This window comes from Streptomyces sp. NPDC048383 (genome assembly GCF_040651775.1).
GTDB lineage: Bacteria > Actinomycetota > Actinomycetes > Streptomycetales > Streptomycetaceae > Streptomyces.
Map to the genome: position 1 here is coordinate 14,688 of NZ_JBEZKS010000033.1, position 14,250 is coordinate 28,937.

Sequence of the window (14,250 nt, forward strand, 5' to 3'; positions counted from 1 at the left end):
GGTGGCGTCACTGTCCATCCTCGCTCGCGGACCGGACGGAGAAACCTTTCTCGTGGCGCGCCCGCTAGGGTGGGCGCCACGCACGGCGACTGGCGCACGGAGAACGGACTCCGGGGGAGCCGTGCGCGCACGACCGCACACAGGGCCGCTCGCCTGGGCCTCGCGGGGACGAGTTGTCGACATCGACCCCGGAGGAGCCGCCATGAACGCGCGCCGCCACCCCGCCCTCTTCGCGACCGACCCCGAACTGGCGTCCTTCGTCGCGGCGGAGGAAACGCTCCAGGCCGAGACCCTGCGCCTGATCCCCAGTGAGAACTACGTGTCCGCCGCCGTGCTCGAAGCCTCCGGCACGGTGCTCCAGAACAAGTACAGCGAGGGCTACCCGGGCCGCCGCTACTACGAGGGCCAGCAGAACATCGACCGCGTCGAGGCCCTGGCCGTCGAGCGGGCGAAGGGCCTGTTCGGCGTGGACCACGCCAACGTGCAGCCGTACTCGGGCTCCCCGGCGAACCTGGCCGCCTACCTGGCGTTCACGAAGCCCGGCGACACGGTCATGGGCATGGCCCTGCCGATGGGCGGGCACCTCACCCACGGCTGGGGCGTCTCGGCGACGGGCTCCTGGTTCCGTGGCGTGCAGTACGGCGTTTCCGAGCGGACCGGTCGGATCGACTACGACGCGGTGCGCGAGCTGGCCCTCGCCGAACGCCCGAAGATCATCTTCTGTGGCGGTACGGCCCTGCCGCGCACGATCGACTTCGCGGCCTTCGCCTCGATCGCCGAGGAGGCGGGCGCCGTCCTCGTCGCGGACGTCGCCCACATCGCCGGTCTGATCGCGGGCGGTGCGCACCCGTCCCCGGCGGCGCACGTCGACGTGATCTCGACGACCACCCACAAGACCCTGCGCGGTCCGCGCGGCGCGATGCTGATGTGCCGCGAGCAGCACGCCAAGGCCATCGACAAGGCGGTCTTCCCCGGTCTGCAGGGCGGTCCGCACAACCAGACGACCGCCGGCATCGCGGTGGCCCTGCACGAGGCCGACCAGCCGTCGTTCACCGCGTACGCCCACGCGGTGGTGGCCAACGCGAAGGCGCTGGCCGCCGAACTGTCGGACCGGGGCTTCGACCTGGTGTCCGGCGGTACGGACAACCACTTGATCCTGATGGACCTGACCTCGCGCGAGGTCCCTGGCAAGGTCGCCGCGAAGGCGCTGGACCGGGCGGGCATCGTGGTCAACTACAACACCGTCCCGTTCGACACGCGCAAGCCGTTCGACCCGTCCGGCATCCGCATCGGCACCCCGTCGCTCACCTCGCGCGGCCTGACGACGGAGCACATGCCGCTGGTCGCGGACTGGATCTCCCGGTCGGTCGACGCCGCCACGAAGGGGGACGAGGCGGCCCTGGCCGCGATCCGCGCGGAGGTCACGGACCTGATGGCGGCCTTCCCGGCGCCCGGCCTGCCGCTCGCCTGACGATCCGACGGCCGGACGGCCCGCCGGCCCGGCCGGCCGGCCCGTTCCCCGCCCGGGGAACGGGGCGGCCGGGGGTCCGAAGCGGTCGCTCGGCCGGTACGGCGGACCCCCGGCCGGCGGCGCAAAGCGGTCGCTCGGCCGGGGCGGTATCCGGCCGCCCCGCTACCGCCCGGTACGCGGCCGGGTCCCGCCGCACGTCGGGGCCGCGGCGCACGGGCCGTCGTCGCGGCGCACCGGTTCCGGCCGGCGCCGGGCCGGAGCGCGCCCCCGCACCTGAGAGAATGTGGCCATGGCTTCTGATCGTCCGCGCGCGCTCTCCGGTATCCAGCCCACCTCCGGTTCGTTCCACCTCGGGAACTACCTCGGAGCCATCCGTCAGTACGTCGCCCTGCAGGAGACGCACGACGCCTTCTACATGGTGGTCGACCTCCACGCGATCACCATGCCGCAGGATCCGAAGGACCTCCGCGCGAACACCCGCCTCTCCGCCGCCCAGCTCCTCGCGGCCGGCCTGGACCCCGAGCGCTGCACGCTCTTCGTCCAGAGCCACGTGCCCGAGCACGCCCAGCTCGGCTGGGTCATGAACTGCATCACCGGGTTCGGCGAGGCGAGCCGGATGACGCAGTTCAAGGACAAGTCCGCCAAGGGCGGCGTCAACAACGCGACCGTCGGCCTGTTCACGTACCCGATCCTCCAGGTCGCCGACATCCTGCTCTACCAGGCGAACGCCGTCCCGGTCGGCGAGGACCAGCGCCAGCACATCGAGCTGACCCGCGACCTGGCCGAGCGCTTCAACACCCGCTTCGGCCCGACCTTCACGCTGCCCGCCGCGCACATCGTCAAGGAGGTCGCGAAGATCTACGACCTCCAGGACCCGGCGATCAAGATGTCGAAGTCGGCGTCGTCCCCCAAGGGCCTCGTCAACCTCCTCGACGAGCCCAAGGTCACCGAGAAGAAGATCAAGAGCGCGGTCACGGACACCGAGGCGGAGATCCGTTTCGACGCCGTGGAGAAGCCGGGCGTCAGCAACCTGCTCACCATCTACTCCACCCTCACGGGCGACAGCATCCCCGACCTGGAGACCCGCTACGAGGGCAAGGGGTACGGCGCGCTGAAGACCGACCTGGCCGGCGTGATGGTCGATTTCGTCACACCGTTCAAGCAGCGCACCCAGGAGTACCTGGACGACCCGGAGACGCTGGATTCCCTGCTGGCCAAGGGTGCGGAGAAGGCCCGGGCGGTCGCCGCGGAGACCCTGGCACAGACGTACGACCGCCTCGGTTTCCTGCCCGCGAAGCACTGACGGACCGACGCCCCTGGCGGTAGGGGGGGTGCTGCCGCCACACTGGCGGCAGCACCGCCGGACCGGCGGTGCCGCACCGCCCCGACCGGCGGCCGCACCGTTACGCCACCGCGCACACAGACACACGGAGGAGACAGACGTGGGGACCGCAACGCTCGGCGTTTCGATCGCGGTCCCGGAGCCGTACGGCAGCCGACTCCAGGAGCTGCGCGCGGGCTTCGGGGACGTCGCCGCGCACGGCATTCCCACGCACGTCACCCTCGTACCGCCCACCGAGGTGGACACGGACCGGCTGCCGCGGATCCGGGCACACCTGGCCGAGGTCGCGCTGTCCTTCCGTCCCTTCGCGATGCGACTGGCCGGGACGGGAACCTTCCGTCCCCTCTCGCCGGTCGTCTTCGTCAAGCTCGCCGAGGGCGCCGCGGGCTGCACCCGGCTCCAGAGCTGCGTCCGGGACCCCGAGGGGCCCATCAGCCGCGAGCTGGCCTTCCCGTACCACCCGCACGTCACGGTCGCCCACGGAATCTCCGAGGAGGCGATGGACCGGGCCTACTCCGAGCTCGCCGACTACGCCGCCGAGTGGCTGTGCGAGGGCTTCGCGCTCTACGAGCAGGGCTCGGACGGGGTCTGGCGCAAGCTGCACGAGTACCCGTTCGGCACCGGCCCGACGGGCATTCCCGCGCAGTCCGGCTCACCCGCCGGCGCCGCCGCCGAGGCGACGGGCCGTCGCTCCTGACGCAGCGGTCGCAGGGCCCGGACGGTGCGGAACCTGACGCTGCGCAGGACCAGGACGTGGAACGGACGGGCCGTCGGGAAAAAAGTCACAATCGACGACCGTAGTACCCGAAACCGGCAATCCCTGCTATTTCCGGCAGCTCAATTACGGTGGCCCCATGGACTGGCTGACGAAACTCCCGGTGATCGGGCCGCTGGTGTCCACCGCCATGCGGACGCACGCGTGGCGTTCCTACGAACGGCTCGACCGCGTCCACTGGACCCGGCTCGCGGCCGCCATCACCTTCATCAGCTTCCTCGCGCTCTTCCCGCTGATCACGGTGGCCGCCGCCGTCGGCGCGGGCCTGCTCAGCCAGGAACAGCTCGACCGGCTCCAGAAGAACCTCTCCGACCAGGTCCCCGGCATCTCCGACCAGCTCGACATCAACGGCCTCGTCGCGAACGCCGGGACGATCGGCCTCGTCGCCGCCGCCCTGCTGCTGTTCACCGGCATCGGCTGGGTCGGCTCGATGCGGGACTGCTTGCGCGCGGTGTGGGACAAGGACGACGAGGACGAGGGCAACCCCATCGCCCGCAAGGGCAAGGACGCCCTCGTCCTCCTCGGCCTCGGTGGCGCGGGCCTGGCCTCCGCCGCGGCCTCCATCATCGGATCCAGCGCGGTCGGCAAGTCCGGCGAGGCGCTCGGCCTGTCCTCCGGGGGCGCGGGCGGCGTGCTGCTGCGCACCGCGGCCTTCCTCGTGGGCGTCGTCGCGGCGTTCCTGCTGCTGCTCTACGTCCTGACCCTGCTGCCCGGCGTCGAACCCCCGCGCGCCCGCCTGCTCCAGGCGGCCCTGATCGGCGCCGCCGGCTTCGAGCTGCTGAAGCTGCTGCTCAGCGGCTACATCCGGGAGGTCGCCGGCAAGAGCATGTACGGGGCCTTCGGCGTGCCGATCGCCCTGCTGCTGTGGATCAACTTCATGGCCAAACTGCTGCTCTTCTGCGCCGCGTGGACGGCAACCCGCGAAGCCGAAGCCGAAGCCGAAGCCGCGGGCGCGGCCGGGGACGGGTCCGAGTCCGGGGCCGGGGCCGGGGCCGGTTCCGGGGACGGCAAGGGCGACCCGCGACCGGAGCCGGAACCCGGCCCCACGCCGCGACCGGCCTGACCGCCCGAGCCCCGACCGCCTGACGGCCTGCCTGTCCGAGTTCCGGTTGCCCGACGGCCTCGCCGCCCGAGCCCCGACCGCCCGATGGCCTGCCCGGCCGAGTTCCGGTTGCCTGACGCCTGCCACGCCCGAGTCCCGGTTGCCCGGCGGCCTGCCTGGCCGAGTCCCGGTTGCCTGTCGGCCTGCCTGGCCGAGTCCCGGTTGCCTGTCGGCCTGCCCGGCCGAGTCCCGGTTGCCTGTCGGCCTGTCCGGCCGAGTTCCGGTTGCCTGACGCCTGCCACGCCCGAGTCCCGGTTGCCCGGCGGCCTCGCCGGCCGAGTTTCGACGGCCTGGCCGCCTCGGCCAAGGCGCACGCACGGCCCGACCGGTGCGCCCCGGTAGCCCCCCGCCCGGCCAGGGCTTACGCGCCTTGGCCGCCGCCCGGGCCGCGGCGACCGCGGGGCCAGCGGCGGTTCACCACGAAGGCCCCGCCCGCCAGGACGGCCAGTACACCGCCCGCGATGCCCATTGCCGTACCGATGCCGCTGCTGCCCGAGTCGTCGCCGCCCGCGCTGGGGTTGTTCTCGTGGGACTGGGCGGGGGAGCCGTGCGACTTGGTGTCCTCGCTCTTCGGCGGCACCAGCTCACCGACCGGCCGGACCTTCCCGACGGCCGCGAAGCCCCAGTCGAAGAGCGCGGCCGTCTCCTCGTAGACCGAGTTGGCCCCGCCCGTGTCCGGGTTCATGACCGTGACCAGCAGCTTCTTCGACCCCTGCTGGGCGGCTCCGGTGAAGGTCGAGCCCGCCATGGTGGTGTTGCCGTTCTTCACCCCGGCGATGCCCTTGTACGGGCTGATGCCGCCGGCGCCCGTCATCAGCCGGTTGCTGTTCTGGATCTCGAAGAACTCGCGCGGCTTGCCGCCCTCCTGCCGGCCCGGGAACTGCGCCGTCACCGTGCCGCAGTACTCGCGGAAGTCCTGCTTCTGCAGGCCGGAGCGGGCGATGAGGGTGAGGTCGTAGGCGCTCGACACCTGTTCCGGGGCGTCGTACCCGTCGGGCGAGACCACGTGGGTGTCCAGCGCCTGGAGTTCCTCGGCGTGCGCCTGCATGTCCTTGACGGTCTTCTCGATGCCGCCGTTCATGGCCGAAAGTACGTGCACGGCGTCGTTGCCCGACTTCAGGAAGACCCCGAGCCACAGGTCGTGGACCGTGTACTCCAGCTCCTCCTTCACCCCGACGAGACTGCTGCCCGGCCCGACCTCGGACATCTCCTCGTCGGTGACCTTGTGCACCCGGTCCTTGGGCAGGCTCGGCAGCACGGTGTCCGCGAACAGCATCTTCATCGTCGAGGCCGGCGGCAGCCGCCAGTGCGCGTTGTGGGCCGCCAGCACCTCGCCCGTCTCGGCGTCGGCCACGATCCAGGACCGCCCGGTGAGGTTCGCCGGCAGGGCGGGCGCGCCGGGCAGCAGGTTCACCTGGGTGCCGGGCTGTCCGAGCGAGGCCCCGCCGACGGTCGACATCGACGCGGGGGGCGCCGGAGCCGCCTTGGCCCTGAGCGGCTGCCCCTTGCCGTCCGCGGCCGGCGGCGCCGGTTCCTGGGCTGCGTGGGCGGGGGCGGCCAGCATGGCGGGAACGAGCAGCGCGGCGGACAGGACCGTCAGCGCGGTCTTCTTTGCAGACACGCAGGTGAAAGTACATCCTGATGGACTGTCTGCCGTCGTGGACCGGCCAACCCGCCGCAACCACCGCCGGGACAGCCCACCCCGACGCGTCCGTCCTGGGTACCGAACCGATACTGGGGTCATGAAACTCAGCCGAACCTCCTCCTGGTTCCTGCTCGCCTTCGGAGTGTGGAGCTGGTTCATCTGGATTTCCTTCGTCCGGAACCTGTGGAGGAACGGCAGCGGCCTGTCCTTCGACGCGGCCGGCGACCCTACGGGGTACTTCTGGGTCCACCTTCTCCTTGCGGTGGCTTCCTTTCTCCTGGGGACGGCCGTTGGTGTGATCGGCTTGCGTAGTGTGATGGCTCTGCGTCGGGAATCAAGATGACCGTATTTGTCTTTGTGCTGATCGTCCTGGCGGTGCTCGCGCTGCTGGCCTCCGTCCACCGCTGGCTCTGGATCCGGCTGGTCCGCGACACGACGCGCGCGGGCGGCCCGGCCCGCCGCGCGGGCACCGTCGCTGCCTTCGTGCTGCCGGTGCTGGCGGTCGCGGCCCTCACGGCCGGCCGCGCGGGCGCGCCGTTCTGGCTCCAGCGGCTGGTCGCCTGGCCCGGCTTCATGTGGCTGGCGGTGCTGCTCTACCTGACGCTGGCAGTGCTGGTGGCCGAGGTGGTCCGCCGCGTCTGGCTGCGCCGCCCGGCCCGTACGACGGCGCCGGCCACCGGCGCGCCGGAGCGGGCGCCGGAGCCCTTGGTCCGCGAGGACGCGGCCCCCACCGCGGCCGACACCGAGACCGACACCGGCGCCGCCGGCTCCGGACCGGGTGACGTGGCCACGGCCCCCGCGCCGGTCACCGGGGGCGCTCCGGGCGAGGGGCCCGACGGGGTCACCCGTCGGCTGTTCGTGTCGCGGGCGCTCGGCGGCGCGGCCCTGGTCGCCACCGCCGCCACCGTCGGCACCGGCACCTACGGGGTGCTCCGCGGGCCGCGCGTGAAGCGGGTCCAGGTGCCGCTGGCCCGGCTGCCCCGTGCCGCGCACGGCTTCCGCATCGCCGTCGTCAGCGACGTCCACCTCGGCGCCGTCCTCGGTCGGGCCCACGCCCAGCGGATCGTCGACACCGTCAACCGCACGCAGCCCGACCTGATCGCGATCGTCGGGGACCTCGTCGACGGTGACGTCCAGGACCTCGGTCCCGCCGCGGCGCCGCTGCGCGGGCTGACCGCCCGGCACGGCACCTTCTTCGTCACCGGCAACCACGAGTACTTCTCCGGCGCCCAGCAGTGGGTCGACCACGTCCGCGAACTCGGCCTGACCCCGTTGGAGAACGCCCGCCGCGAACTGCCGTACTTCGACCTCGCCGGGGTCAACGACATCGCCGGCGAGACCGAGGGCCACGGCCCCGACTTCGCGGCGGCGCTCGGCGACCGCGACCGCTCCCGTACGTCGGTGCTCCTCGCGCACCAGCCGGTCGTGATCGACGACGCCGTCCGGCACGGGGTGGACCTCCAGTTGTCCGGCCACACCCACGGCGGACAGCTCTGGCCCGGCAACTACCTCGCCGAGCTGGCCAACCCCACCGTCGCGGGCCTGGAGCGCTACGGCGACACCCAGCTGTACGTGTCCCGCGGCGCGGGCGCGTGGGGGCCGCCGGTCCGGGTCGGGGCGCCGTCCGACATCACCGTGGTCGAACTCGCCTCATACCAGGCCTGACCAGGGCCGACCGGGGCATCGTGATGGTCCTGGCCGCCGCGGGCGTCGGCGGGTGGCAGATGCTGCCCACCGGGGACGACGGCAGGAGGGTGATCCACGTCGGGACGAGCGACGTCGTCTCGGCGCTCGACCCGGCCGGCGCCTACGACGCCGGCTCCTGGGCCCTGTTCAGCAACGTCTACCAGTCGCTTTTGACCATCAAGCCCGGCTCCGACACCCCGTCCCGGACGCCGCCTCCTCCTGCGCGTTCGTCGGGCAGAACCTGACGACCTACCGGTGCGAGCTGCGTCCGGACCTGGAGTTCTCCGGTGGCCGCGCGGTCACGGCCGAGGACGTGAAGTTCTCCTTCGACCGGATCAAGCGGATCAACTCGGAGCAGGGGCCGGCCCCGCTGTTCAACACGCCGGCGTCGGTGAGCGCCGAGGGCCGCACGGTGACCTTCAACCTGTCGGCCCGCGACGCCACCTTCCCCTTCAAGATCGCGACGGGCGCGGCCTCGATCGTCGACAAGGAGAAGTACCCGGCGGAGGCGCTCCGCGAGGGCGACCAGGTCGACGGCACCGGCCCGTACACCCTCGGCGCGTACCGGCCCGGCGCGAGCGCCGAGCTGGAGCCGAACCCGGCGTACAAGGGCCGGGCCGGGCCCGCGCGGACGAGCGTCACCGTCCGCTACTTCGCGGACTCCGCCGACCTCGACAGGGCTTGGCGGGAGCGGAAGGTCGAGGTCGCGCACCGCGACATGCCGCCCGAGGTCCTCGCGGGCCTGAACCCGGGCCTGAAGGACATCCGCTACCAGACCTCCGGCGGCACCGAGACCCGCAACCTGGTCTTCGACGTCCGTCCGGGCGCCGCGGCCGAGAAGCCGGCCGTCCGCCAGGCCGTGGCCGCCGTACTGGACCGCTCGAAGATCTCCGGGGACGTGTACAAGGGCACCGTCACCCCGCTGTACTCGCTCGTCCCGGCGGGCATCGCGGCGCACAGCACGCCCTTCTACGACGCGTACCCCTCTCCCAACGGGACGCTCGCCCGCAAGCTCCTCAAGGACGCCGGCGTCACCACCGCCGTCCCGCTGACGCTGGGCGTCAACACGCGCGGGGCGAACGTGGCCGAGGCGACGGAGATCAAGCGGCAGCTGGAGTCCACGGGCCTGTTCCGGGTCACCGTCAAGCCCGTCGAGGCGTGGGCCGACTTCCAGAAGGGCTACGCGGCGGGGGAGTACGACGCCTACACGATCGGTTGGATCGCCGACTTCCCGGACGCCGACAACTTCCTCGCCCCGCTGGTCGGCGCCGGCTCCAGCATGAACAACGGCTACTCCGACCAGGGCGTCGACGAGCTGATCACCCGTACCCAGTCCTTCTCGGACCGGGCGGGGGCCGCCACCGACTTCCGCGAACTGCAGAAGGTCGTCGCCCAACAGGTCCCGCTGCTGCCGCTCTGGCAGAAGAAGGACTACGTCCTGTCCCGCGAGGCCGTCACCGGCGCGCAGTACCTCTCCGACGGCACGGGCGTGTGGCGCCTGTGGGAGCTGAACTGGCTCTGACGGGCCCGGGTCGGACCCCCTCCGAGGCGCCGGCCCGCCCCGCTCAGTCGAACGCGGGCGTGTCCCCGTGGGCCAGCAGGAGGGTCCGCAGGGCCTCGGCGACGGCGGCCGTCCCGTCGCGGCCCAGTGGGTCCAGCAGCCGGGCGTAGTGCCGCAGGTGAGCCTCCATCACCTTCCCGCTGATCTCCAGGCCGCGCTCCGTGAGCCGGATGCGCACCGAACGCCGGTCGACGTCGTCACGCACCCGCTCGACGAGCCCCTTGGCCTCCAGCCGGTCGATGCGGTTGGTGATGGCGCCCGAGGTCACCATGGCGGCGGGGATCAGGGCCCCGGCGGTCAGCGCGTACGGCGGACCCGACCGGCGCAAGCTCGCCAGCACGTCGAACTCGCCGACCTCCAGGCCGTGCTCGGTCATGAACGTCTTGAGCTGCTTCTCGATGATCCGGGTCATCCGTTGGATCCGGCCGAGTGCCTCCACCGGCCACAGGTCGTCGGCCAGGTCGGGGCGCTCCGCGGTCCACTGGTCGATGACGTGGGCCACCATGTCGTTCTCCATGGGTCGAGAATACCTCAACGTTAAGAGACTTGACGTTGAGGTAGCGGGCCCGCTTTTATCTCAACGTTGAGAAGGTAAAGGTTGAGAGAAGTGAGGTGGGTCCGCCCATGTCCGCCATCCGCAGTGCGAGCGCCGCCGCCGTCGCGCCGGCCGCCCCGACCTCCGGCACCCCCACCGGAACCACCCCCACCCGCACCCCCACCCGAACCACCCCCGCCGGCCGTCCCGTCCCGGCGCTGCTGCTCGCCCTGTTGGCCGCCCCCCTGGCGGCCGGGGCCAACGCGCCGGTGCTGATCGTCCCCGACATCGCCCGTTCCCTCGACGTCCCCGTCGGCGCCGCCGCCCAGCTGCTCACCGCCTTCGGCTGGGCCGTGGCCGTCGCCGGCCCGCTGCTCGCCGGCCTGCTGCGCCACCGCGGTACGGCGGTCCTGCTCCGGCTGTCCGCCGCGCTGGTCCTGGTCGGCGCCCTGACCGTCGCCGTCTCCCCCTGGCTGCCGCTCACCCTGCTCGGCCGCTGCGTTCAGGCCGCGGGCGGCGCCGGGTTCGTGGCCGCCGCCGTCGCCCTCGCGGGGACCGCCCGCCGGATGGGTGTCGTCAGCGCCGGCTTCGGCGTGCTCGGCGCGGCCGGACCGCTCCTCGGCCGGGCCCTCACGGAGACGGCCTCCTGGCGCCTCGCCCTGGCCCTCCCGGTGGTCGCCCTGCTCGCCGTCCCCGCCGTCGCGCGGCGCGCCGCCGCCTCACGGGCCGCGTCCGCGCCCGCCCCGGGCCGGTTCGACGCCCGCGGGGCCGTCCTGCTGACCGCCCTCGTCACCGCCCTCGTGATGCTGGCGACGGCCCCGCTCGCCGCCCTGGGCGCGGCCTTGGCCGCCGCCGCCCTGCTCGTCCTGCACGTACGCCGGCGGCCCGACGGCTTCGTCCCCGTCGCTCTGCTCCGCAGGCCCGCCTTCCTGTGGTCCGCGCTCCTCGCGCTCGCCGTGTCGACGTCCTACTTCACGGTGCTGCTGACGGCGCCCCGGCTGCTCGCCGACCGCGCGGGCTGGGATCCGGCCGCCGTCGGGACCGGGCAACTCGTGGCGCTGCTCGCCGGATCCGCCCTGTCCTGGCCGCTCGCCGCCGCCTCGGCCCGGATCGGCCGCGGGGTCCTGCGTACGGTCCTGGCCGCGCTCGGGGCCGCCTCGGCCCTCACCGCCGTCCTCGCCGACTCGGGCCCGCTGCTCCTGGCGGCCACGGCGGCGGGCGTGTTCACCGCCACCGCCGCCAACGCCGTCCTGTCCACGCACGCCGTGGCCGCCGCCCCCGACGCGGGCCGGCGCCCCGCCGCCATCGGCCTGTTCACCCTGGCCCACCAGCTCGGCGGCGCCTTCGGCCCGGCCGTGGCCGGCCTCCTGGTCCTCGGGGCCTGACGTCGACCGTCCGACCGTCCGACCGGCCGACCGTCCGACGGGCCTGCGGGTCGGCTGTCCGGCTACGCCTCGTCGGGGTGCGGGTCCGAGGCCCGCTTGCCGCGCGCGACCGCCGTCTGGGCCATGCCCGGCAGGAAGTCCGCGAACAGCTCGTGCACCTCGCGCACCAACGGCCGCAGCACCCGGAACCTGGCCAGGACGATGCCCCGCGTCGTCAGCTGCGCGCCGCGCTCCGCGAGCCGCCGGGTCTTGCGGCTGTCCGGCGAGCGGTCGAAGACCCAGTACAGGACCAGCCCCATCTGCGAAAGCCACATCAGCTCGGGCAGTACGTCGGCCAGTTCCTCGGGAACCTTCGTCTTCGCACCGGCGAGCACCTCGCGGTGCATGTCGATCGCCGCCTTGCGCGCCGGTTCGGATTCCGGTGAGAAGGGACTGAGCGGACTCTCCGGGTCCGCCGCGTTCTTGAAGAACTGGGAGGCGAACTCGTGGTAAGGCGCCGCGATGTCCAGCCACGACGTCAGGACCCCGGCGAGCCGCTTCTGCAGGTCGGTCTCCTGGTCCAGGATCGGCCGGACGGCCGCCTGGTGGGCCGCGCCGATCCGGTCGTAGAACCCCTGGACCAGGTGTTCCTTCGACTCGAAGTAGTAGTAGGCGTTTCCGACCGAGACCCCCGCCTCCTTGGCGATCCCCCGCATGGTCGTCTTGTCGAACCCGCGCTCCTGGAAGAGCCGGAGCGCGGTTTCGAGGATGAGCGTCCGGGTCTGCTCGCTCTTGGGCGCCTTCTGATCTGTCACGGTGTCCGACCTTATCGGGGTGCGGGGCACTGCTCGTCACAGAGTGGTTCCCCGGGCTCCGCTGCGGGGTCGGTCCGTACCGCCTGCCGTACGGCCGAGACCGTGTACATGGCCGCCTTGGCGAAGGGTCGGCCGGCCGCGGTGGCCAGCCAGTTGGCCCTCGGCCGGTGTTCCACGAGCGCCCACAGGCAGACGATGAAGGCGTCCGTACCGCTCCAGACCTGCCCCTTGTCACCGACCACCGTGATGTCGCGCAGGGTCGCCGCGTGGTCCAGCCGCGGGAAGCGGCGCCGCGCCTCGTAGGACCCGGCCGGCACGAGCCGCAGCGGTACGAGGCAGCGCTGCGCGAGCAACCACTGCCGGATGTGCACGCAGACCGGGCAGTTGGCGTCGTAGAGGACGGTCAGGTGCCGTACGGGCGGCGACGACGGTCCCATCGCTCAGACCCCGGTCTGCGGGGTCCACCCCTGCGGGGCGACGGGCGGGGTGTGCTGACGCTCCATGACGCCCCGGCGGCGCATCTTGTTGAGCACCCACACGTTCCCGAGGTGCATGACGCCGAGCACGAGCAGGACGACGCCGAGCTTGACCGACAGTGCCTCGAAGAGGTCGCGGGCCGCGAGGATGTCCTCGCTCGACCGCAGGTAGAGGGTCACGAACCCGATGTTGACCAGGTAGAAGCCGACCACCAGGAGCTGGTTGACGGCGTCGGCGAGCTTCTCGTTCCCCTGGAGGACGTCACCGATGAAGACCCGGCCGTTGCGGCTGAGCGTGCGGGCCACCCAGACGGTGAGTCCGATGCTGATGAGCAGGTAGATGACGTACGCGACCACGGTGAGGTCCATTGCCCCAGCCCCTTTGAACGTGTTCAACTGCTGACGTCGTTGACTCTAGACCTCTTTTTGAACAGGTTCAAGCAAACTTTTGAACGCATTCGAAGACGCACGTCCCCCCAGCAGTGCCAGGCGCGAGGCCCGCTCGGGGTGGGGGCGGCGATCCGCAGCGAGATCCGGCCGCCGTAGGAGGAGCCGACGAACGCGGCGCGTCCGACGCCGAGTCGGTCCAGCAGCGCCGGGACGGCGCCGGGGTCGCTGTACGGGGCCGGGGCCGGTCACCTCATGAGAAAGGGGCATCCCGTGATTCGCCCGTGGCCGGGACCCCGTCGCCACCGCGTTTCCACGGATCTCCGCAGGTCGGCGGTGGTTCGGGCGGGCGGTCGTGCGGGCGGGCGGGCGTGGGGGTGCGCGTTCGGGCATCGGGGCGCGCGTTCGGGCGCGCGGACCTCAGATGCTCAGGGACCGGGCGTGGTTGAGCTGCCCCATGACCCACTGCATGGCGTAAGGGTCGCTCGCGGGGATCATCGTCGAGTGGTGGCGACCGCCGCTGGTCACCGTCACCTGGATGTAGCCGGTGGTGACCTTCTCCTTCATCAGCAGGAACAGCAGGCCGATCAGACAGAACAGGGCGAAGACGATGGCCAGCACGATCGCGTGCGTCGGGATCTTCTCCTCGGTCCGCGAGAAGTCGGTGGCGTTCCACATCGCGCCCCGCAGCGGCATCGTCCCCGAGGGCGTGATGATCTGGTCGCCCGCGATGGTGATGTCGCCCAGCGCGAACGAGCCGCCCATCGGGCCGGGAACGGGCGCGGGCAGGCCCGCGCCCATGGTCGGCTGGTAGGGCGGCGGCGCGGTCGGATAGGGCTGCGGGTAACCGTAACTGGGCTCGCCCGGGCCCCACGTGTAGTCACCCGGCCCGGGCTGCCCGCCCGGCCCGCCCGCATACGGATTCGGCTGCTGCTCACTCATACGGCCGATCTTTCCACAGCGGCCGGTGCCTCCGTACCCGCCCGGCGGGCCCCTTCGGGCCGCCGCGAGCCGGCGCGGCGCCGGCCGGGACGCGCCGGAGGCCCGCACCCCCTCGGGGGTGCGGGCCTCCGGCGCGGCGACGGGGAGGA

At 72.5% G+C, this 14,250-nt stretch carries 13 protein-coding genes and 1 pseudogene; 8 read left to right on the forward strand and 6 right to left on the reverse strand.

The window, feature by feature from the left end; translation table 11 throughout:
• Positions 1-202: 202 nt before the first annotated feature.
• From glyA to AB0D46_RS22205, 4 genes are all read left to right on the forward strand, one after another.
• Positions 203-1,471 (forward strand): serine hydroxymethyltransferase, encoded by a 1,269-nt coding sequence (glyA, locus tag AB0D46_RS22190; protein ID WP_362879798.1) that lies wholly within the window; start codon positions 203-205, stop codon positions 1,469-1,471.
• A gap of 289 nt (positions 1,472-1,760) precedes the next feature.
• Positions 1,761-2,774 carry a tryptophan--tRNA ligase gene (gene trpS, locus AB0D46_RS22195; protein WP_362879799.1) on the forward strand — a complete coding sequence of 338 codons (1,014 nt, stop codon included), beginning with the start codon at positions 1,761-1,763 and terminating at the stop codon, positions 2,772-2,774.
• Positions 2,775-2,913: 139 nt separating this feature from the next.
• Positions 2,914-3,510, forward strand: a complete 597-nt coding sequence (locus AB0D46_RS22200; protein ID WP_362879800.1) for a 2'-5' RNA ligase family protein — start codon at positions 2,914-2,916, stop codon at positions 3,508-3,510.
• Positions 3,511-3,667: 157 nt separating this feature from the next.
• A complete protein-coding gene (locus tag AB0D46_RS22205) occupies positions 3,668-4,651 on the forward strand; it encodes a YihY/virulence factor BrkB family protein (RefSeq protein ID WP_362879801.1) in 984 nt (327 codons plus the stop codon).
• A 400-nt stretch (positions 4,652-5,051) separates the two neighbouring features.
• Here the strand turns inward: AB0D46_RS22205 and AB0D46_RS22210 are convergent, their stop codons facing one another.
• The gene (locus tag AB0D46_RS22210) at positions 5,052-6,311 is read right to left on the reverse strand and encodes a D-alanyl-D-alanine carboxypeptidase (RefSeq protein WP_362879802.1); all 1,260 of its coding nucleotides are present in this window, start codon (positions 6,309-6,311) and stop codon (positions 5,052-5,054) included.
• A 121-nt stretch (positions 6,312-6,432) separates the two neighbouring features.
• On the opposite strand from AB0D46_RS22210, the gene AB0D46_RS22215 reads away from it, so the two are divergent.
• The 3 genes and pseudogenes from AB0D46_RS22215 (at position 6,433) to AB0D46_RS22225 (ending at position 9,543) form a co-directional block, all read left to right on the forward strand.
• Positions 6,433-6,678 (forward strand): hypothetical protein, encoded by a 246-nt coding sequence (locus AB0D46_RS22215; protein WP_362879803.1) that lies wholly within the window; start codon positions 6,433-6,435, stop codon positions 6,676-6,678.
• The gene (locus tag AB0D46_RS22220) at positions 6,675-8,000 is read left to right on the forward strand and encodes a metallophosphoesterase (RefSeq protein ID WP_362879804.1); all 1,326 of its coding nucleotides are present in this window, start codon (positions 6,675-6,677) and stop codon (positions 7,998-8,000) included. Before AB0D46_RS22215 ends, AB0D46_RS22220 begins: the two co-directional genes overlap by 4 nt.
• Positions 8,001-8,023: 23 nt before the next feature.
• A pseudogene (locus AB0D46_RS22225) lies at positions 8,024-9,543 on the forward strand (ABC transporter substrate-binding protein).
• 43 nt (positions 9,544-9,586) lie between these two features.
• Here AB0D46_RS22225 and AB0D46_RS22230 read toward each other — a convergent pair.
• Positions 9,587-10,099 carry a MarR family transcriptional regulator gene (locus tag AB0D46_RS22230; protein WP_362879805.1) on the reverse strand — a complete coding sequence of 171 codons (513 nt, stop codon included), beginning with the start codon at positions 10,097-10,099 and terminating at the stop codon, positions 9,587-9,589.
• 107 nt (positions 10,100-10,206) lie between these two features.
• Between AB0D46_RS22230 and AB0D46_RS22235 the strand changes: the two genes are divergently transcribed.
• Positions 10,207-11,502, forward strand: a complete 1,296-nt coding sequence (locus AB0D46_RS22235) for an MFS transporter (protein ID WP_362879806.1) — start codon at positions 10,207-10,209, stop codon at positions 11,500-11,502.
• A 62-nt stretch (positions 11,503-11,564) separates the two neighbouring features.
• On the opposite strand, the gene AB0D46_RS22240 is transcribed toward AB0D46_RS22235, so the two are convergent.
• The 4 genes from AB0D46_RS22240 to AB0D46_RS22255 form a co-directional block, all read right to left on the reverse strand.
• Positions 11,565-12,296, reverse strand: coding sequence for a TetR family transcriptional regulator (locus tag AB0D46_RS22240; protein WP_362879807.1), 732 nt, complete (start codon positions 12,294-12,296; stop codon positions 11,565-11,567).
• An 11-nt stretch (positions 12,297-12,307) separates the two neighbouring features.
• On the reverse strand, positions 12,308-12,733 hold the full coding sequence (locus AB0D46_RS22245) for a DCC1-like thiol-disulfide oxidoreductase family protein (RefSeq protein ID WP_362879808.1): 426 nt from the start codon (positions 12,731-12,733) through the stop codon (positions 12,308-12,310).
• Positions 12,734-12,736: 3 nt separating this feature from the next.
• Complete coding sequence (locus tag AB0D46_RS22250) at positions 12,737-13,141, reverse strand: hypothetical protein (RefSeq protein ID WP_362879809.1); 405 nt, start codon at positions 13,139-13,141, stop codon at positions 12,737-12,739.
• Between the two features lie 438 nt (positions 13,142-13,579).
• The gene (locus tag AB0D46_RS22255; RefSeq protein WP_362879810.1) at positions 13,580-14,101 is read right to left on the reverse strand and encodes a hypothetical protein; all 522 of its coding nucleotides are present in this window, start codon (positions 14,099-14,101) and stop codon (positions 13,580-13,582) included.
• Positions 14,102-14,250: the final 149 nt, after the last annotated feature.

Excerpts from the sequence above, each read along its gene's own strand:
- trpS (WP_362879799.1), top strand. The coding sequence starts at position 1,761 with ATGGCTTCTGATCGTCCGCGCGCGCTCTCCGGTATCCAGCCCACCTCC.
- AB0D46_RS22235 (WP_362879806.1), top strand. The coding sequence starts at position 10,207 with ATGTCCGCCATCCGCAGTGCGAGCGCCGCCGCCGTCGCGCCGGCCGCC.
- AB0D46_RS22255 (WP_362879810.1), bottom strand. The coding sequence starts at position 14,101 with ATGAGTGAGCAGCAGCCGAATCCGTATGCGGGCGGGCCGGGCGGGCAG.
- AB0D46_RS22245 (WP_362879808.1), bottom strand. The coding sequence starts at position 12,733 with ATGGGACCGTCGTCGCCGCCCGTACGGCACCTGACCGTCCTCTACGAC.
- AB0D46_RS22230 (WP_362879805.1), bottom strand. The coding sequence starts at position 10,099 with ATGGAGAACGACATGGTGGCCCACGTCATCGACCAGTGGACCGCGGAG.
- AB0D46_RS22250 (WP_362879809.1), bottom strand. The coding sequence starts at position 13,141 with ATGGACCTCACCGTGGTCGCGTACGTCATCTACCTGCTCATCAGCATC.
- AB0D46_RS22220 (WP_362879804.1), top strand. The coding sequence starts at position 6,675 with ATGACCGTATTTGTCTTTGTGCTGATCGTCCTGGCGGTGCTCGCGCTG.
- AB0D46_RS22205 (WP_362879801.1), top strand. The coding sequence starts at position 3,668 with ATGGACTGGCTGACGAAACTCCCGGTGATCGGGCCGCTGGTGTCCACC.
- AB0D46_RS22215 (WP_362879803.1), top strand. The coding sequence starts at position 6,433 with ATGAAACTCAGCCGAACCTCCTCCTGGTTCCTGCTCGCCTTCGGAGTG.
- glyA (WP_362879798.1), top strand. The coding sequence starts at position 203 with ATGAACGCGCGCCGCCACCCCGCCCTCTTCGCGACCGACCCCGAACTG.